This window comes from Streptomyces sp. NPDC005281, from assembly GCF_040607495.1.
Taxonomy (GTDB): Bacteria; Actinomycetota; Actinomycetes; order Streptomycetales; family Streptomycetaceae; genus Streptomyces.
In genome coordinates, this window is sequence record NZ_JBEXGX010000010.1 from 32,369 (window position 1) to 51,006 (window position 18,638).

15 protein-coding genes and 2 tRNA genes are annotated in these 18,638 nt (G+C 71.5%); 14 read left to right on the plus strand and 3 right to left on the minus strand.

The annotated features are described in order from the left end of the window. The first annotated feature begins 14 nt into the window (after positions 1–14). The 6 genes from rsfS (at position 15) to ABZV42_RS15950 (ending at position 2,712) form a co-directional block, all read left to right on the plus strand. The gene (rsfS, locus tag ABZV42_RS15925; protein ID WP_355976566.1) at positions 15–458 is read left to right on the plus strand and encodes a ribosome silencing factor; all 444 of its coding nucleotides are present in this window, start codon (positions 15–17) and stop codon (positions 456–458) included. Next, positions 455–1,135 (plus strand): histidine phosphatase family protein, encoded by a 681-nt coding sequence (locus ABZV42_RS15930; protein WP_355976563.1) that lies wholly within the window; start codon positions 455–457, stop codon positions 1,133–1,135. The genes rsfS and ABZV42_RS15930 overlap by 4 nt, the downstream gene beginning before the upstream one ends. 117 nt (positions 1,136–1,252) lie before the next feature. Continuing rightward, positions 1,253–1,325, plus strand: a tRNA-Ala gene (locus tag ABZV42_RS15935). 474 nt (positions 1,326–1,799) lie between these two features. Further along, positions 1,800–1,973 carry a hypothetical protein gene (locus tag ABZV42_RS15940; RefSeq protein ID WP_103553920.1) on the plus strand — a complete coding sequence of 58 codons (174 nt, stop codon included), beginning with the start codon at positions 1,800–1,802 and terminating at the stop codon, positions 1,971–1,973. Between the two features lie 3 nt (positions 1,974–1,976). Further along, positions 1,977–2,210, plus strand: coding sequence for a hypothetical protein (locus ABZV42_RS15945; protein ID WP_037618755.1), 234 nt, complete (start codon positions 1,977–1,979; stop codon positions 2,208–2,210). 429 nt (positions 2,211–2,639) lie between these two features. Next, positions 2,640–2,712: transfer RNA gene (locus tag ABZV42_RS15950), tRNA-Ala, on the plus strand. A gap of 135 nt (positions 2,713–2,847) precedes the next feature. Here ABZV42_RS15950 and ABZV42_RS15955 read toward each other — a convergent pair. Both ABZV42_RS15955 and ABZV42_RS15960 read right to left on the minus strand, forming a co-directional pair. Then, complete coding sequence (locus tag ABZV42_RS15955; protein ID WP_355976560.1) at positions 2,848–4,464, minus strand: NADH-ubiquinone oxidoreductase-F iron-sulfur binding region domain-containing protein; 1,617 nt, start codon at positions 4,462–4,464, stop codon at positions 2,848–2,850. After that, positions 4,461–5,747 carry a ferric reductase-like transmembrane domain-containing protein gene (locus ABZV42_RS15960; protein ID WP_355976557.1) on the minus strand — a complete coding sequence of 429 codons (1,287 nt, stop codon included), beginning with the start codon at positions 5,745–5,747 and terminating at the stop codon, positions 4,461–4,463. Before ABZV42_RS15960 ends, ABZV42_RS15955 begins: the two co-directional genes overlap by 4 nt. Before the next feature lie 407 nt (positions 5,748–6,154). On the opposite strand from ABZV42_RS15960, the gene leuS reads away from it, so the two are divergent. The 8 genes from leuS to holA all read left to right on the plus strand — a co-directional run bounded on the left by leuS (position 6,155) and on the right by holA (position 17,787). Further along, positions 6,155–9,046, plus strand: a complete 2,892-nt coding sequence (gene leuS / locus ABZV42_RS15965; protein ID WP_356052265.1) for a leucine--tRNA ligase — start codon at positions 6,155–6,157, stop codon at positions 9,044–9,046. Between the two features lie 151 nt (positions 9,047–9,197). Then, on the plus strand, positions 9,198–9,929 hold the full coding sequence (locus ABZV42_RS15970; RefSeq protein WP_356052268.1) for a hypothetical protein: 732 nt from the start codon (positions 9,198–9,200) through the stop codon (positions 9,927–9,929). Between the two features lie 72 nt (positions 9,930–10,001). Beyond that, the gene (locus ABZV42_RS15975) at positions 10,002–10,847 is read left to right on the plus strand and encodes a DegV family protein (RefSeq protein WP_355976551.1); all 846 of its coding nucleotides are present in this window, start codon (positions 10,002–10,004) and stop codon (positions 10,845–10,847) included. 708 nt (positions 10,848–11,555) lie between these two features. Next, a complete protein-coding gene (locus ABZV42_RS15980; protein WP_356052270.1) occupies positions 11,556–12,383 on the plus strand; it encodes a ComEA family DNA-binding protein in 828 nt (275 codons plus the stop codon). 699 nt (positions 12,384–13,082) lie between these two features. Beyond that, positions 13,083–15,497: a ComEC/Rec2 family competence protein gene (locus ABZV42_RS15985; RefSeq protein WP_356052390.1), complete on the plus strand. Its 2,415-nt coding sequence runs from the start codon at positions 13,083–13,085 to the stop codon at positions 15,495–15,497. 4 nt (positions 15,498–15,501) lie between these two features. Continuing rightward, entirely contained in the window at positions 15,502–16,332 is an 831-nt protein-coding gene (locus tag ABZV42_RS15990) for an arylamine N-acetyltransferase (RefSeq protein ID WP_356052272.1), read from the plus strand. An 83-nt stretch (positions 16,333–16,415) separates the two neighbouring features. Continuing rightward, complete coding sequence (locus ABZV42_RS15995; protein ID WP_355976547.1) at positions 16,416–16,661, plus strand: hypothetical protein; 246 nt, start codon at positions 16,416–16,418, stop codon at positions 16,659–16,661. 136 nt (positions 16,662–16,797) lie between these two features. Continuing rightward, positions 16,798–17,787, plus strand: coding sequence for a DNA polymerase III subunit delta (holA, locus tag ABZV42_RS16000; RefSeq protein ID WP_355976767.1), 990 nt, complete (start codon positions 16,798–16,800; stop codon positions 17,785–17,787). A gap of 422 nt (positions 17,788–18,209) precedes the next feature. Here holA and rpsT read toward each other — a convergent pair whose 3' ends face one another. Continuing rightward, positions 18,210–18,476, minus strand: coding sequence for a 30S ribosomal protein S20 (rpsT, locus tag ABZV42_RS16005; RefSeq protein ID WP_355976546.1), 267 nt, complete (start codon positions 18,474–18,476; stop codon positions 18,210–18,212). Positions 18,477–18,638: the final 162 nt, after the last annotated feature.

Below are 18,638 nucleotides of genomic sequence, written 5' to 3' on the forward strand. Positions count from 1 at the left end.
CGGAAAGCCGCGTAGTGACCGCCACGGACCGCTCCATCGAGCTCATCAAGACCGCCGCACAGGCGGCCGCCGACAAGCTCGCGCACGACATCATCGCCTACGACGTCAGCGATGTTCTCTCCATCACCGACGCCTTCCTGCTGGCGTCCGCGCCCAACGACCGCCAGGTCAAGTCGATCGTCGACGAGATCGAGGAGCGCCTGAGCAAGGAGCTCGGCGCCAAGCCGGTGCGCCGCGAGGGCGACCGCGAGGCACGCTGGGTGCTGCTCGACTACATCGACATCGTGGTGCACGTCCAGCACAGCGAGGAGCGCGTCTTCTACGCCCTGGAGCGGCTGTGGAAGGACTGCCCCGAGCTGGACCTGCCCGACGAGGCCAAGGCGACCCGGGGCAAGGCCGCCGAACACGCCAAGTTCCAGGCCGAGGAGGACTCCGCCGACATGGGGGAGCTGCGGTGAGCGCCGAGGCCCGCGGGGCCGCGGCCACCGACGGGAAGCCGGGCAGGGGCCGCCGCGTCATCCTGTGGCGGCACGGCCAGACCTCCTGGAACGTGGACCGCCGCTTCCAGGGGTCGACCGATGTCGAGCTGACCGAGACGGGCATCGGGCAGGCCCGTCGCGCCGCCCGGCTGCTCGCCTCGCTGAAGCCCGACGCCGTCGTGGCCTCGGACCTCAAGCGTGCCGCCGCCACGGCCGCCGAGCTGGCCGCTCTCACCGACCTCGACGTCACCCACGACGAGGGCCTGCGCGAGACCTACGCGGGCGTCTGGCAGGGGCTGACGCACGAGGAGATCATCGCCCGCCACGGCGAGCAGTACGCCGCGTGGAAGCGCGGTGAGCCGGTGCGGCGAGGCGGGGGCGAACTGGAGACCGAGGTCGCCGACCGCGCCGCCCCCGTGGTGCTGCGGCACGTGGACAAGCTCCCGGACGACGGCACCCTCGTCGTCGTCAGCCACGGCGGCACGATCCGCACCACCATCGGCCGTCTGCTCGGCCTGGAGTCCCGGCACTGGGAGAGCCTCGGGGGTCTGTCCAACTGCTGCTGGTCCGTCCTCGGCGAGGGCGCCCGCGGCTGGCGGCTCCTGGAGCACAACGCCGGCACGCTGCCCGAGCCGGTCCTCGGCGACGACGACTGAGACGCGCCGGACGGCCCTCCGTCCGGTCGTGCGGACCCGGCGGGACCGGATTTCACTTTCCGGCTGGTCGCAGGCTAAAGTTCTTCTTGTTCAGCCCGCAGGGCGGGAAGAACACAAGGGGCTATAGCTCAGTTGGTAGAGCGCCTGCATGGCATGCAGGAGGTCAGGAGTTCAATTCTCCTTAGCTCCACAGACCGAACCTCTCCGGAGTTGTCGGACAGAGTGATGAAAGATCCCGTTCCCGTCAGGGAGCGGGATTTTTCTTTGTTCATCCGCGAGTTGGGACCTCGTCTCCGAAGAACGCGTCGCGGCGGGCGCAGTTGGCGGGCGAAGCCGGCGGCCGGACGTCGGAGCCCGCGTCGTGGACCCCCGCCGGAGGCGCCGCTCGGGCGGCGACTGCCGCACCGTCCGGGATCGCGCCCGTCCCGGCCCATGGGTGCCGTGGTCTTCGGCACACTCTTCTCGAAACTGCTTGAGTCACTTGGGGCCCCTGGGGCGTATACCTCTGCGGACGCGCTCCCGGCGTGCTCGCATGCGCCGCCCGCTACAGCCCCGCTGGGTGCTCGTGTCCGGACTGGTACGCAGGCGTCGCTGACCGTATTGCTCCGGCCGTGGCAGAATCAAACGGCCGGAAGGGGGCGCGGCCCGACGGGAGGGAGTAGCGATGCCTGCCAGCATCCTCGAGGAGGTCCACGATCTCCTCGAAGTGGCACTGAACCGTAAGAAAGCCACCCTCCTCGACTGCCCTTCCTGCGGATCGGTCCACGTTGCCCAGGTTCTCGGTGACAACGGTGGAATCTCCTACGTGTGCACGGCCTGCGGCCACAGCTGGAGCTGATTGATGGGTGCGCACAGGCGGAAATGCGATTGGTGCGGCAGTGGTACGCCGATCGTCCGCGACATGGAGCCGGTCAACCACGACTATCAGTACTGGTGCGAGGAATGCGCGCGGGCGCTGATCATAAAAGGCGACCCGATCGAGACGTACCGGGAGCTCGAGGGCGAGCCGATCTACGCACGGCTCCTCGACGAGCACTGCACCCTCAAGCGCTTCTACTCGTTCGCCACGGCCTGACCTCAGGGCCCCGCGACCCCTGGGGGGATGTCCGCCCCGCCCCCGGGGCTGTCCGGCGCAGGGGCCGTCAGCGCGCGTACGGGCGGCGCCTGAGCCGTCGTCGCACTCGCGCGCCGAACGGGCCGCCGTGAGGCCCTTGAAGCCCGCCAGGAGTCGCGTGGACGCCCGGGGGGCATCTCCTTGGCCTCCTTGGCCGTGTGTCGCCCCCGGCTCCCGCGCCGGCGTCTCCCGAGCCCCGTTCGGCCCAGCAGTCCTCTCGGGGCGGGCGGACACCGCGCACGCCAGAGCCGGGAAAATGTGACATGGGGCCCGAATCGGTACACACGGGAAACGATTTGGTGGTTCACCTGCGGAACCGTGTAATGTTGGCGTCGCCGCCGGGGAAACCGGGCGACACGGTGAGAACGCGGTTCGACCGCGTGGTCACGAGGGGCTATAGCTCAGTTGGTAGAGCGCCTGCATGGCATGCAGGAGGTCAGGAGTTCAATTCTCCTTAGCTCCACAGACGTTGAAAGCGGATCACCCGATCAGGGTGGTCCGCTTCTTCGTTCTCCCGTTTCCCGCGCAACGGCCTCCGGCCGGAGCCCGGAACGTTCCGAAGGCGGGCCACCGGTTCCTGGTGGCCCGCTTCCTCGTGTCAGCGGCCGCTGCCGAGCGCGCGGCGCCCACGCCCCTGGGAGAGGACCGGCAGGTTGCGCGACGGGGCCGAGCCCCTGGTGTCCTCCTCGATGCGCAGGGCCAGCGCCGGGCAGCGGCGCACCGCGCGCAGGGCCTTCGCCTCGGCGAACTGGGGTACCGGGGCCTGCGCGACGGTCGGGAAGCCGTCGGCGCCCAGTTCGAAGACCTCGGGAAGGAGATCGGCGCACAGGCCGTGCCCGCGGCACAGCGTCCAGTCGACGAAGATCTTCTGGCGGCTGGAGCCCGTGTCCTGCTCGCCCGGGCCGGTCAGGACGCCCATGGGCACCCGGCCGTCCTCGAAGAGCGGCAGAACGCCCTCCACGGGCCTTCCGCAGCCGTTTCCGAGGACATGCGCGGCCAGGTCGTCCGTGAAGGCCTTCAGGGTCGACTCGATGAACATCGCCGAACCGTCGGGGTGGGAGCAGGCGCCGCGCCGCTTCACGGACTTGGCGACCTGCTTCACGGCCTCCAGCGCGGCGGGGCCGCCGCCGTTGAGGATGTCCGCCAGGCCGCGCGCCGCGGCGGGCAGGCCGAGATAACAGGGGCCGCACTGTCCCGCGCTCTCGTCGGCCAGCCACTGCGCCACGCGCAGCGACTCTCCTAGAGGGCAGGTCTGCTGGGTGATGGGGAGGATCGCGCCGGCACCGAGCGAGCCGCCCACCGCGGCCAGGGAGTCCCGCGAGACGATCGCTTCGTTGACCGTCGCCGCGTCCAGCCACTTGCCGTGGTAGCCGCCGGTCAGCACGCCCTGGGGCATCTCCGGGGCGCCGGCCAACTGGAGCACGTAGCGCAGGGGTACGCCGGTGGGGACCTCGATCACCATGGGGCGCGCGACCGCGCCCGAGACGGTGAGCAGGACGGTGCCGGGCTCGTCGTACAGGCCCGTGTTGCGGTAGCGGTCGGGGCCGATGCGGGCGGCGATGGCCAGCTGGGCGAACGTCTCGGCGTTCGACAGGAGGGTGGGCGCGCCCCCGACGCCCACCTGGGACGCGCTGACCTTGCGGCCGGGCGGCACCGCCGGGCCGCCGTCGATCGAGCGGATCAGCGACGCGGCCGCGCCGGTCACCATGCGCACGGGATTGCGCTGCACGCGCGCGCGAAGCGGCGATCCCCTGCGGTTGCTCAGACCCCGCTCGGCCAGCGCGGCTTCCATGGAGCGCTGCGTGGACTCGCGGGTCACACCGATCACGAGCGTGCGGGCGCCCATGGCCTCCGCGACCAGGAGGGCGCCGTCGAGGATGAGGTGCGGGGCACGGTTGATGAGCACCGTGTCCTTGCGGCAGGCCGGTTCGTCCTCGCTTCCGTTGACGACCACCACCGGGCGGATGCCCTTCTTGATGGCCGATTCGGCCACCGAGCGCAGCTTCTTGCCAAACGGGAAGCCCGCCCCGCCACGGCCCTTCAGGTTGATGTCCTCGGCGAGGCTCGCGAGCTCCTCCCCGCCCAGGGGTTCGAGCGGCCCATGCACCTTGAGGTGCATGGGCAGATCAAGACGTTCAACCAGGTCGAAACCCGACGTGAGCTGCGGAAGTCCGACTACGCGGACCTCCGGGACGTCGGGCAGGGCCTCGTTCACTTAAAGCCTCCGGAAGGGGCATTCCATGATTCACCGGAGCCAGGAGCGTCGAAGGCGCCCGGCAGTACGTCAGTCGTGGGACCGCTGTCGTACGTGTCGTTGGTGTTGTACGTGCGGTAGGACGCGTTCGTCTCACCGGTGTTGTACACATCACTCGTGCCGTAGCCGCCGGCGGGCGGATTGCCATAGACCGGGGCGGTGTATCCGGTGTCGTTGAGCGGGTCGTACGCCGATGCCGGGGCCTCGCCGACGGGGCCGCCCGTGGGGACGGGCCAGCTGGTCTGCGCACCGCCGTTGCCGACGCGGGGAAACGTCTCGGTGGGCTGGGCGTTGACGGGCATCTGGAACTGCTGGGTCCCCGGGGCCGCGGGGCTGCCGCCGGACGGTGCCACGGTCCGGTAGGCCGCCGCGAAGCCGGCCGTCTCCGCGGGGTCGGGCGCGCCGCCGAACAGCGGGGACGAGGATTCCTTGCGCTGGGACGGGACACCGTCACCGCCGGAGGAACGCTGGGCGGAGCGCCCCGCCGAACCCGGCTGCGGCGACTCCATCGCGGCGGCGCGGGAGGCGTCGAGGTCCTCGCGGAACCCGCGGGCGTTGCCGCCGCCGATGAGCGCCAGGACCCTCGCCGCGACCTTGTGCTTGAAGGGGGCGGGCGAGGTCCTCAGGGCCAGGGCTCCCATGACCGCGAGCAGGCACAGGCTGTAGAGGATCGTGAAGACCGGCTTCGCTGCGCGACCCGCGTAGAGGCCGTGGACCAGCGCGGCGCACCACGCCGGGTAGGCCAGCTGGTGCATCGCGCGCCAGCGCGCCGCGACCGGGGCCGGCGAGGCGAAGGCGCTGCGCAGGGCACCGGTGACGGCGGTGAAGATCATGAGCAGACCGGCCAGGGAACCGAGTCCGATGAGCCCGGCGATGCCCGTGAAGCCGAGGCTGAAGGGGATGAGGGCGGAGAGCAGGCTCGTGTGGTCGAGCGCGATCTTCACCGTAATGTGCAGCAGCAGGAAGGCGACCGAGGAGACGGCGGTCGTCCGGTGCACGGCCTGGGCCACCAGCCGCTGGCGGGTGTCAAGGAAGATCCGGTCGGTCGCGACCAGTCCCCAGATCACCGAACAGGACAGGGAGACCAGCGAGAGGACGCCGGCGCCGAAGTTCAGGAAGTCCTGGACTGCGCTGCCTCCCACCAGCACGATCACGGGTATGAGGACCAGGACGACAGCTGTGGCGGCCCCGTAGGCCGAACGGCCCACCCGGGGAAGCGAGCTGTTGTTGCGGCGAGGGTTCATGAGGGGTACTCCCTACGGTTCGGGGAAGCGGTCCCGAAGGCGCACTCTAGGTCGAGAAATGGCGCCGAGCTCCACGTTTGAGTTATTGCGTTGTTACCAAAGGGCAATGAGGTCTTTGTGTTGTCCGCAAGCGTCCGTTAAGCGAAGTAAAATTTGAACATCGGTCAACGTTTTTTGTGGGTGCCGAGAGGCGTGCGGGGTATCAGAGGTGCCCGCGAGCTCGTCGTGGCCCGCGCGGGCGCTGCGGTACCCTGACGCCATGCGTGCCGTACGCCTTCTGCTTAGCGAGCCGCGCTGATCAGTCCCGACCGCTGACGCATCGTGGTCGGCATCAGCGCGGCGTCCCCTCCTGTGCGAGGGGTTTTTTCATTTCTGCTGGCAGAGACGATCGATGGAGCTTTGAGGACATGAGCGAGACGAACACCGCTGCCGCCACCGCCGAGTCGGCCGCGCCGCACCGCTACACGGCCGCTCTGGCGGCCGACATCGAGGCACGCTGGCAGGACTTCTGGGACGCCGAGGGCACGTACGAGGCTCCGAACCCCACCGGCGACCTGGCCGGGGATCCCGAGCTGGCCGCCCGGCCCGAGAAGTTCATCATGGACATGTTCCCGTACCCCTCGGGTGCGGGTCTGCACGTGGGGCACCCCCTGGGCTACATCGCCACCGATGTATACGCCCGGTTCCAGCGGATGACGGGCCACAACGTCCTGCACACCCTGGGCTTCGACGCCTTCGGTCTGCCCGCCGAGCAGTACGCGGTGCAGACCGGCACGCACCCGCGCGTGTCCACCGAGGCCAACATGGAGAACATGAAGGTCCAGCTGCGCGCGCTGGGCCTGGGCCACGACAAGCGCCGGTCGTTCGCCACGATCGACCCCGAGTACTACAAGTGGACCCAGTGGATCTTCCTGCAGATCTTCAACTCCTGGTACGACGACGAGGCCGCGAAGGCCCGTCCGATCTCCGCCCTGGTCGCCCAGTTCGAGAGCGGTGAGCGTGGCGTCCCCGCCGTCGGCGGCACCACGCGCGCGTGGAACGAGCTGAGCGCCACCGAGCGTGCCGACGTCCTGAGCGGCTACCGCCTGGCGTACGCCTCCGACGCACCGGTCAACTGGTGCCCCGGCCTGGGCACCGTCCTGGCCAACGAGGAGGTCACCTCCGACGGCCGTTCCGAGCGCGGCAACTTCCCCGTCTTCAAGGCCAAGCTGCGCCAGTGGAACATGCGCATCACCGCCTACGCGGACCGCCTGCTGGACGACCTGGACGCGCTGGACTGGCCCGAGGCCATCAAGCTCCAGCAGCGCAACTGGATCGGCCGCTCCGAGGGCGCCCGGGTCGACTTCCCGATCGACGGCGAAGCGATCACGGTCTTCACCACCCGCCAGGACACCCTGTTCGGGGCCACCTACATGGTGCTGGCGCCGGAACACCCGCTGGTCGAGAAGTTCACCCCGGCCGCCTGGCCCGAGGGCACCCACGACGTGTGGACCGGCGGTCACGCGACCCCCGCCGAGGCCGTCGCCGCCTACCGCGCGCAGGCCGCCTCGAAGTCCGACGTCGAGCGCCAGGCCGAGGCCAAGGACAAGACCGGTGTCTTCACCGGCACGTTCGCCACCAACCCGGTCAACGGCGAGAAGGTCCCGGTCTTCATCGCCGACTACGTGCTGATGGGCTACGGCACCGGCGCGATCATGGCCGTCCCGGCGCACGACAGCCGCGACTTCGCGTTCGCGCGCGCCTTCGAGCTGCCCATGCGCTGTGTGGTCGAGCCCTCGGACGACCGCGGCACCGACGCCTCCGCCTGGGACGACGCCTTCGCCTCGTACGACGCGAACATCGTCAACTCCGCCGGCGACGGCATCTCCCTGGACGGTCTGGGCGTCGTCGACGCCAAGGCGCGCATCACGGAATGGCTGGAGCGCCGGGGCATCGGCGAGGGCACCGTCAACTTCCGTCTGCGCGACTGGCTGTTCAGCCGCCAGCGCTACTGGGGCGAGCCCTTCCCGATCGTCTACGACGAGGACGGCGTCGCCCACTCGCTGCCCGAGTCGATGCTGCCGCTGGAGCTGCCGGAGGTCGAGGACTACTCGCCGCGCACCTTCGACCCGGACGACGCGCACACGTCCCCCGAGACCCCGCTGTCCCGCAACGACGACTGGGTCCACGTCACCCTGGACCTGGAGGACGGCCGCGGCCCGCAGAAGTACCGCCGCGAGACCAACACCATGCCCAACTGGGCCGGTTCCTGCTGGTACGAGCTGCGCTACCTGGACCCGCACAACGACGAGAAGCTGGTCGACCCGGCCATTGAGCAGTACTGGATGGGTCCGCGCGAGGGCCGGCCGCACGGCGGCGTCGACCTGTACGTCGGCGGCGCCGAGCACGCCGTGCTGCACCTGCTGTACGCCCGCTTCTGGTCGAAGGTCCTGTTCGACCTGGGCCACGTCTCGTCGGCCGAGCCGTTCCACAAGCTGTTCAACCAGGGCATGATCCAGGCCTACGTGTACCGCGACAGCCGCGGTATCGCCGTAGCCGCCGCCGAGGTGGAGGAGCGCGACGGCGCCTTCTACCACCAGGGCGAGAAGGTCTCCCGGCTGATGGGCAAGATGGGCAAGTCCCTGAAGAACGCGGTGACCCCGGACGAGATCTGCGCCGAGTACGGAGCGGACACCCTGCGCCTGTACGAGATGGCGATGGGTCCCCTGGACGTGTCCCGCCCGTGGGACACGCGCGCGGTGGTGGGCCAGTACCGTCTGCTCCAGCGGCTGTGGCGCAATGTCGTCGACGAGACGACCGGCGAGGTCACGGTCGTCGCCGCCGAGCCGGACGAGGACACCCTGCGTGCCCTGCACAAGGCCATCGACGGGGTGCGCCAGGACCTGGAGGGCATGCGGTTCAACACCGCCATCGCCAAGGTCACCGAGCTGAACAACCACCTGACCAAGGTGGGCGGCCCGGTGGCGCGCCCGGTCGCCGAGGCACTGGTGCTGATGGTCGCGCCGCTGGCCCCGCACATCGCCGAGGAACTGTGGCGCAAGCTGGGCCACGCCGACTCGGTCGTCCACCAGGACTTCCCCGTCGCCGACCCCGCGTACGCCGTCGACGAGGCCGTGACCTGCGTCGTGCAGATCAAGGGCAAGGTCAAGGCCCGCCTGGAGGTCTCCCCGTCGATCACCGACGCGGAGCTGGAGAAGGTGGCGCTGGCCGACGAGAAGGTCGTCGCAGCGCTGGGCGGCGCCGGGATCCGCAAGGTGATCGTGCGCGCGCCGAAGCTGGTGAACATCGTCACCGCTTAGCCGGCACCACGCGGGTCCGGGCGGTGTGACGGCTCGGGGTAGTCCCTTACGGGCAGGTTCGGGGTTCTTTCGGAACTCCGAACCTGCCCGCAGCGTTTACCGTTGAGAGCGCGGCGAAAGTTCGGCCGCGGTCGGTCGGAGGAGGAGTGTGATGGGTACCGTGATCACCGTGATCGCCTTGCTCTTCCTGCTGTTCGTGGTGTTCGGCGCGTACGCGACGGTGAAGGTGATCGGCGCCGCCAAGCGCGGTGTGGACCGCACCATCTCGCAGGCCCGCCGCACGGTCGAGGACACCACCCTGCGCGCGAAGTCCTTCGCCCAGCCCGGCCCCCAGGGCGAGCTCGCCCAGCTCAGGCTGACACTGCGCACATCGATGCGCGCCACCCAGGACGCGCTCCAGGCGAGCGCCGCGGAGGATGAGTCCCTCAAGGAGTCCCTGAGCCTCTTCCAGCGGCTCAGCGCCCACGGGTACGAGCTGGACGCCGAACTGAAGCGTCTGGAGGCCGAGCCCGACCGGGACACGCTCGCCACCCGGCTGCCCGGCCTGCGCGAGCGCACCCGGCGGATCACGCAGTCGGCGGACTCGCTTCGCTGGGCGGCCCGCGACCGGGCCCACCGCTTCGCGGGCGACGACCTGGACACCCTGAGTGCCCAGATCGACGTGGAGGCCGGCGCACTGCGTCACTGGACCAAGGAACCGGGTCCGGCGACGTCCTGGCCCGACGCCCCCGCGGCGGACGCGGGAACCTCCGACGGACAGACCCCGCCGACGAGCCCGCGCTCCCGTCCCGAGGACCGGTCGAGGCGTTCGGCGATCACACCGCCCGGCCAACGGCCCGCCTACCCTTGGCAGAAGAAGCCCCGCCCCGAGAGCACGACATGATCCGGCCGTCGCGACCGCAGGTGGAAGGGGCCGGGCTGCCGCGCACCCGCCCCGCCAGGTAACCTCCAGCTCATGTCCCGCCATGTCGCGATCGTCACCGATTCAACGGCCTACCTGCCGCCGCGGACGATGGAGCGCCACGGCATCACATCGGTTCCCCTCACCGTGGTCCTCGGCGACCAGGCGTTCGAAGAGGGCACCGAGATCTCGGCCCGCTCGCTGGCCCAGGCACTCCAGAAGCGGCGCCCCGTCACGACGTCCCGGCCCAGCCCCGAGACGTTCGCCGCGACCTATCGCGAGGTCGCCGAGTCCGGCGCCACCGGCATCGTCTCTCTGCACCTCTCCTCCGAGTTCTCGGGCACCTACGACGCCGCGGTGCTCGCGGCGCGCGAGGCCCCGGTGCCGGTGCGCGTCGTCGACACCGGGATGGTCGCCATGGCTCTCGGGTTCTGCGCGCTGGCAGCCGCCGAGTCCGCCGAGGCGGGCGGAAGCGTCGACGACGCGGTCACGGCCGCCGAGAAGCGGGCCGCGGGCATGTCCGCCCACTTCTACGTCGACACCCTCGACTACCTGCGCCGCGGCGGCAGGATCGGGGCCGCTCAGGCCCTGCTGGGTTCCGCGCTCGCGGTGAAGCCGCTGCTACAGCTCCACGACGGCCGTATCGAACTCCTCGAAAAGGTCCGCACGTCGTCCAAGGCGATCGCCCGGCTGGAAGAGATCGTCGTGGACCGGGCGGGCAGTGCACAGGTCGACATCGCCGTTCACCATCTGGCGGCCCCCGAGCGGGCGTCGGCCCTCGCGGACCGTCTACGGGCGCGCGTGCCGGGACTTGCCGAACTGCACGTGAGCGAGGTGGGCGCGGTGATCGGAGCTCACACGGGACCCGGGCTGCTGGCGGCGGTCGTGTCACCCCGGTGAGGGGGCCGGCAGCCCTGTCACTCCTGCGTGCCGCTCGTGCGGCTGGGGCGTGCGTCGCTCGTGCGGGTAGGGTCTACGTCGCTCGTGCGGGTGATGGAGTTATCCACAACGGGGCCGCTCTCCACCGGAATTGAGCAAGATCATCGCGATGGTGCCGGGTTGCCGCATCCTCGCCGCATGGCACTTCGATCGAGCACACGCACCGCGACCCCTACCAGCGGACCGGGTCGTGGCCCCCTCTCCGACAGCCGCAGCCGCCATCGCCGCCGCGACGGGCGAACCCGGACTCGTCACGACGGGCGGACCTGGAGCCGCGGTAACGAGGCTTCGGCCACGGCCCTTCGTCTGCGCGCCGACGCGCTCTTCACCGAACACGCCCAGCGGCGACGCGAGTCGGGGAGCGGACCACCGGAGACCGACCCTGATCTCGGGGACGTCCCTAGGGCAAACACGGCTGCGGACACGGGAGTTCTGACCGACGGTGTGCAGAGCCCCGGGAACTCCCGGGCCCGGCCCCACGGTCGCGGCACCGGACCGGACCCCGGCCGGACCCCGTGGGCGGATGTCTCGACGGCCGAGGGGATGGCGGCCGTCTCGCCGGTTGTGAGCTCGCCAGCCGTGAACTCGGCGGGCCTGAACTCGGTGGCCGTGGGCTCGGTGGCCGTGAGCTCGCCAGCCCTGAACTCATCGGCCCTGAACTCATCGGCCGTGGGCTCGGAGGCTGTGGGCGCGCTGGCGGTGGGTGAGCCCGCCTCGCGGGATCCGGCCGGGGAGGCGGGCGCCTGGCGGGACCGGGCCGGGCTCGCCGTACGGGAGCGGCTCCCGTTGTGGCTCCAGTCGAGGTGCGGTCTGGAACGCAGGAGCGTGGCCGCGCTGACCGTGTTACTGGTCGTGGCCGCCGTCTTCGCCGTGCAGCACTTCTGGGCCGGCCGGACCCGGCCTGTCCGGGCTCCCGAGGTGGTGAGCGCCGCGGCGCCCTACGGCGGGAAGCGCGCGCCGGGCGACGGGCCGGGAGCGGGATCCGGTGCTCCGGCGGCGGCGTCGAGCACGGCGGGTGCCGGCGGGAGCGTGGTCGTCGTGGACGTGGGCGGAAAGGTGCGCGCCCCCGGACTCCGGCGGTTGCCGGCCGGCTCCCGTGTCGAGGACGCCCTGCGAGCCGCCGGCGGACCGCGGCCCGGCACGGACACCGACGGACTCAACCGCGCCCGGCTCCTCGTGGACGGCGAACAGATCATGGTCGGCGCGTCCGTGCCCCCGACGGGAGCCGGACCGGGTGGCTCCGTTGGTTCCGTTGGCTCCGGACCGCTCGGAGGCGGAGGACCGGGGGCGGGGGCCGTGCCCGCCGCGCCGATTCCTCTCAACACGGCCACGGTCGACCAGTTCGACAGCCTGCCAGGGGTCGGGCCCGTCCTCGCCCGGCACATCGTCGACTACCGCACGGCGCACGGCGGTTTCCGCTCGGTCGACGAGCTCCGCAATGTGACCGGGATCGGAGACCGCCGCTTCGCCGATCTCCGCGACCTGGTGCGGCCATGAACGGTTCCTGGAGGAGGGACGAGCGGGCGGCCCCGGTGACGAACGGGGCACCCGGCGGGCCGGTAAGGATGCCGGAGGAGCCCGCGCCGTCGCCGATGACGAGGGCCGGGGAGCCCGCGCCGTCGCCGATGACGGGGGTCGGGGAGCCACAAGGTTCTCCGTCGGGCCCCGCGGGCCTTCCCGGGGCCGGCGGCCGGAGGCCCGTGCACGCGGCTTCGGGGCGACGGCTGGGGGGCCTCGCACCCGAGGGCGGAGGGGCCGGCCGATCTCCGGCTCGTGGCACCCGCTGCCGCGGTCTGGCTCACGGCAGCCTTGAGCGTCGGAGCGTCACCGGGCCGGGTCACCGCCGTCGTGGCCGTGTCCCTGGTCGCGGCCGGCGTACTGCTGGCTGCGCGGCCGGGAGGCATGCGGACAGGGCCGGGAGACATGCGGACAGGGCGAGGGGACGAGGACGCGGGGAGGAGAGCCGCGGGCGCCGGGCGAGGGAACCAAGGAACCGGGTGGGGAGGCTCGGGCGCCGTGCGGGCTGGTTCGGGTACCTCGGGTGTCGTGCGGGGCGTCTCGGGCGGCTCGGGCACCGGGCGAGGCGGCTCAGGCGGCTCGGGCGCCTCGGGCACCGGGCAAGGCGGCTCGGGCAGCTTGGGCGCCGGGAGAGGGGACCAGCGAAGCGGACGGGGAGGTCCGGGTGCCGACCGAGGCATCTCTGGCGCCGGAAGAGATGGTTCGGGTATCGGGTGGGGAGAGGCGGGTGCGGGGCGGGGAGCCCCGGGTCCGGACCCGGGTGCGGGGCAGGGGCCAGGGGTGGTGCGACCGGGGTTATGGGTGTCCGTCGCCGCCGTGCTCCTCTGCGTCGCCGCCGCCGCGGCCTCAGCGGGGCTGCACTCTGCGGACCTGCGACGCGGCCCCGTCCCCGCGCTCGCGGAGAAGTTCGCCGACGTGACCGCCGAGGTGGAGATCACCTCCGACCCCCGGCTCACCCGGCCCCGGATCAAAGGGGACCACATCGCTCCGACGGCCTTGCTGTTCGACGCCGACGTCACTCGGGTCACACAGGCGGACGGCACGGTGCTGGCCACCCGGGCGCCGGTGCTGGTGATCGTCGACGCCCGCTCGCGGCGGGGTGCGCCCCGGGCGGCGGGCGGCCGCCCTCGACGGGGTGTGCTCCGGGAGGCCGACGGGCGCTCGCCCTGGTTGTCGCTGCTGCCGTCGACCCGGCTGCGGGTCGCGGCGCGGGTCGTGCCCGCCCTGACGGACGGCGACGACATCGCGGCGGTGCTGCGGGTACGGGGGAGTGCGCCGCCCGAGGTGGTGCGAGCGCCGTCCGGTCCGCAGCGGTTCGCGGGCCGACTGCGCGAAGGGCTGCGGACGGCGACCGACGGCCTGGACGCGGACGCGCGGGCGCTGCTGCCAGGGTTGGTCGTGGGGGACACCTCCCGTGTCACGCCGGAGCTCGACGACGCCTTCAAGGCCACCGATCTCACCCATCTCCTGGCCGTCAGCGGGGGCAATCTCGTCATCGTCCTCGCACTGTTCACCGGGCCGCCGGGTCTCGCCCAGCGGGTGGAGCGGCGGGGCCTCGCCTCCCGGCTCGGGGTTCCGCTCCGGGCGACCGCGCTGCTCGGCGGAGCGCTCACGCTCGCCTTCGTGATGGTGTGCCGGCCGGACCCGAGCGTGCTGCGGGCGGCGGCCTGTGGAGCGATCTCGCTGCTCGCCGTCGCGACCGGGCGCCGCAGATCGCTGATCCCGGCGCTGGCCGCCGCGGTTCTGCTCCTGGTGCTGTACGACCCCTGGCTCGCCCGCAGTTACGGATTCCTGCTCTCCGTCCTCGCGACCGGAGCCCTGCTGACGCTCGCCCCGCGCTGGAGCACGGCACTCCAGCGGCGTCGTGTGCCTGCGCGCCTGGCCGAGGCGCTGGCCGCGGCCGCCGCCGCGCAGGCCCTGTGCGCTCCGGTGGTCGCCGTGCTGTCGGCCCGGGTGAGTCTCGTGGCGGTTCCGTGCAATCTCCTCGCGGAGTTCGCGGTCACGCCGGCCACGGTGCTGGGGTTCGCCACGCTGGCGACCTCCTCCTTCGCGATGCCCGTGGCCAAGGTCCTTGCCTGGTGGGCGAGTTGGCCCGCCCGGTGGATCGCGGGCATCGCGCGTGCGGGGGCGGCCCAGCCCGGTGGAGGAGTGGACTGGCCGGACAGCTGGACGGGCGCGCTGCTGCTGGCCCTGGTCACGGTGGCCGGCGTGGCAGTCGGCCGGCGGCTGCTGAGGCATCCGTTGCCCTGCGGTGCCGTCGCTGTGCTGCTCCTGCTGTTCGTGGTGCAGCCGACGCCGCTGACCAGGGTGATCACGGGGTGGCCGCCGCCCGGCTGGAGATTCGCGATGTGCGATGTGGGGCAGGGCGACGCGGGCGTGCTCGCGGTGGGGGACGGCAGCGCGGTGGTGGTGGACGCGGGACCCGACCCGGCGCTGGCCGACCGCTGTCTGAGCACACTCGGGGTCACCAGGATCCCGCTCGTCGTCCTGACACATTTCCACGCCGACCATGTCGCGGGCCTGTCGGGTGTGCTTCGGGGGCGTTCGGTGGGCGCGATCGAGACGACCGGATTCGAAGAGCCCTTGGACCAGGCCGAGTTCGTGCGAAGGGAGGCGGCCGCACGGCACATTCCCCTGACCCGGGCCGTCGCGGGGGAGAGGAGGCGCGTGGGACGGCTCGACTGGCGGGTGCTGTGGCCGCCGCCGGATCCGGCGGTGCCGCCGGACGACCCGAACGACGCCAGCGTCACCCTGCTCGTGCGCTCCGCGGGGCTGCGGCTGCTGTTGCTCGGCGACCTGGAGCCGCCCGCCCAGCGGGCCTTGTCGAGATCGCCGGCGGCCGCGGAACTGGAAGGTGTCGATGTGCTCAAGGTCGCCCATCACGGGTCGGCGTATCAGGATCCGGAGCTCATACGCAGAGTGGCGCCGCGGTTCGCGCTCATCTCGGTGGGCAGGGACAACCCCTACGGACATCCGGCGCCGAGTACGGTCGCGGCCCTGCGATCCAGGGGCGCGGTGGTGCTGCGTACCGACGAGGACGGTGATCTCGCCGTCACCGGTGCGGGCGAAGGGCTTGGTGTGGCGCGACACTGAATGCATGAATTCCGCGCAGGCCGACGCCTACCTTCGCCGTATCGGGGCCCAGCACCCGGCATGGCCCACGTCCGATGTGCTCCGTGAGCTTCAGCTGTGCCATCTGCGGACAGTGCCGTTCGAAAACCTGTCGATCCACCTCGGCGAGGAGATCGTGCTGGAGGAGAAGCGGCTGCTGGACAAGGTGGTGGGCGCCCGCAGAGGGGGCTTCTGCTACGAACTGAACGGCGCGTTCGGGGCGTTGCTGGTGTCGCTGGGCTTCGACGTGACGCTTCTCGCGGCGCGGGTGTACGGGGATGACGGGAAGCCCGGGATCCCCTACGACCATCTCGCGCTGCGGGTGCGGACGGTGGACGGGGGCGACTGGCTGACCGATGTCGGGTTCGGGGCGCACAGCCACTATCCGCTGTCGTTCACGGAGCGAGGCGAACAGCGGGACCCCGGCGGGATGTTCCGGGTCGTGGAGTCGGCGCCGGACGCGGCGGCGGTGCGGGGCACCGGCGGTTCGCGGGATCAGGAGGATCTCGATGTCCTCCTGGACGACAAGCGCCGGTACCGGCTGGAGGTACGGCCGCGCGTGCTCGGGGACTTCGTCGTCGGAGCCTGGTGGCACGGGACTTCGCCGCAGTCGCATTTCACTCGGTCACTGGTCTGTTCTCGGGTGACCGAGGACGGAGGCCGGATCACGCTCGGCGGCCGCAGGTTCACCGTCTCGACGGCCGACGGGACCAAGGAGGTGACGGAACTGGCGACGGACGAGGAGGTGCTGGCCGCCTACCGGGAGCGTTTCGGGATCGAGCTGGACCGGGTGCCGGAGGTCAAGGAACTCCCGTAGCCGGGGCCGGGAGCCGCGCAGATCACATGCTCGGGATCCCGATCCCGGCGCGGGGCGCGTCGGGCGTGCCGGAAGATGTTCGGGTGAGCAATGTGAGACATGTACTGGTGCTGCCCGACCGTGACGCTGCCGAGGAGGCGGCGGAGGCCGTCGGCGACCGGTTCGGCCTGCCTGAGGAGCCGCAGCTCGTCCGTGACGCGCTCGCGGGCGAGGACGACGCCGAGGACGCGCAGTGGCTGGTGGTGCTGGCGGACCCCGAGGCACGGCTGGACCCGAGGGAACTGGACGAGTTCGCAGCCGAGTGGGACGGCTGGCACGAGGAGCCGTGACGGCCTCCGGCCCGCCCGCTCGCCCGAGCTCGTCGGGCCTCGTGGGGTCGAGCCGGGGGTGGTGCGTGAGGCGTGGTCACCCCGGGTGGGTGGGCGTCGGCGGCTTGGGTTGTCGGTGGCGCGTGGGATGCTTTCGGTGATGGCCAAGAAGACCGCACAAGACGACCTTCTCGCCCCTGTCACGCTGGCAGTGGGCCAGGAGGATCTCCTGCTCGACCGTGCCGTGCGGGAGGTGGTGGCCGCCGCGAGGGCCAGCGACGCCGACACGGACGTACGGGATCTCACCCCGGACCAGTTGCAGCCGGGCACGCTCGCCGAGCTGACGAGTCCCTCGCTCTTCTCTGAGCGCAAGGTCGTGATCGTACGCAACGCCCAGGATCTGTCGGCCGACACGATCAAGGACGTGAAGGGGTATCTGGGGGCTCCCGCCGAGGAGATCACCCTGGTGCTCCTGCACGCGGGCGGGGCCAAGGGCAAGGGGCTGCTCGACGCCGCGCGCAAGGTGGGCGCGCGGGAGGTGGCGTGTCCCAAGATGACCAAACCGGCGGACCGGCTGGCGTTCGTGCGGGGCGAGTTCCGGACGCTCGGCCGGGCGGCCACTCCGGAGGCCTGCCAGGCGCTGGTGGACTCCATCGGGAGCGATCTGCGGGAGCTGGCGTCGGCCGCGTCGCAGCTGACCGCGGACGTCGAGGGGACGATCGACGAGGCCGTCGTCGGGAGGTACTACACCGGGCGGGCCGAGGCGTCCAGCTTCACCGTGGCCGACCGGGCCGTGGAGGGGCGGGCCGCGGAGGCGCTCGAGGCGCTGCGCTGGTCGCTGTCGACCGGTGTGGCACCCGTCCTGATCACCAGTGCGCTCGCGCAAGGGGTGCGAGCGATCGGGAAGCTGTCCTCCGCACGGGGCGGCAGGCCCGCCGACCTGGCCCGTGAGCTGGGGATGCCGCCGTGGAAGATCGATCGCGTGCGGCAGCAGATGCGGGGCTGGACGCCGGACGGGGTCGCCATGGCGCTCACGGCCGTCGCGGAGGCGGACGCCGGCGTCAAGGGCGGCGGGGACGACCCCGAGTACGCCCTGGAGAAGGCGGTCGTGGCCATCGCTCGTGCGGCTCGCTCCGGCCGAGGTTAGTCCTGCCGGGACCGGTCGTGGTCATCGCCCGTGCGGCTCGCTCCGCCCGACGTTAGCCGTGCCGGGACCGGTCGTGGCCCACCCCGAGGCCCGGCTCCGTTCGGGAACGGCTCCGCCAGAACCTCCGCAGTCCCCAGAACCTCCGCAGTCCACCGACGCGCGGCTCGCACACCCGAAGGGTTGTCGCCGGCGGCGCGCCTACGACCGAAGGCCCCTGGCATACCGAAGGCCCCGCTTGGTCTCCCGGGGAAGGGAGGAGCGGGGCCTTCGGTACAAGATGGTGGATTCACGCCCGCGTGGCGAACGCAGATCGTGCGCGAATCCGGGGTGTCGGTCGGGAGCGGAGAGAGAGGGCCCGCTCGGGTCCGGCCGACGGTCACGTCAAGTAAGTCAGAGGTTGAGCCCCGAGGAGCTCAGCCGACTCAGCCCTTGAGCGTGGCGACCTTCGAAGCAAGCGCCGACTTCTTGTTGGCGGCCTGGTTCTTGTGGATGACGCCCTTCGAGACAGCCTTGTCGAGCGCGCGCGACGCGGCGCGCGTGTACTCGGTGGCCTTCTCGACGTCACCCGCGGCAGACGCCTCGCGGGCCTTGCGGATCGCGGTCTTCAGAGAGGACTTGACGGCCTTGTTGCGCTGCCGGGCCTTCTCGTTGGTCTTGATCCGCTTGATCTGGGACTTGATGTTCGCCACGAATGAGCCTTTACAGGTTCAGGCGCGCGAGACGGTACACGTCTCACCCGCCGTTTGATTTTCTTGGGTGCGTCTCCTGCTGAGAGGGCACGAGACACAGCCACCCAGGCTACCAGCCCCCGCTCGACCGGCCCAAACCGGCCGTACGTCCCCGGTCCGGGG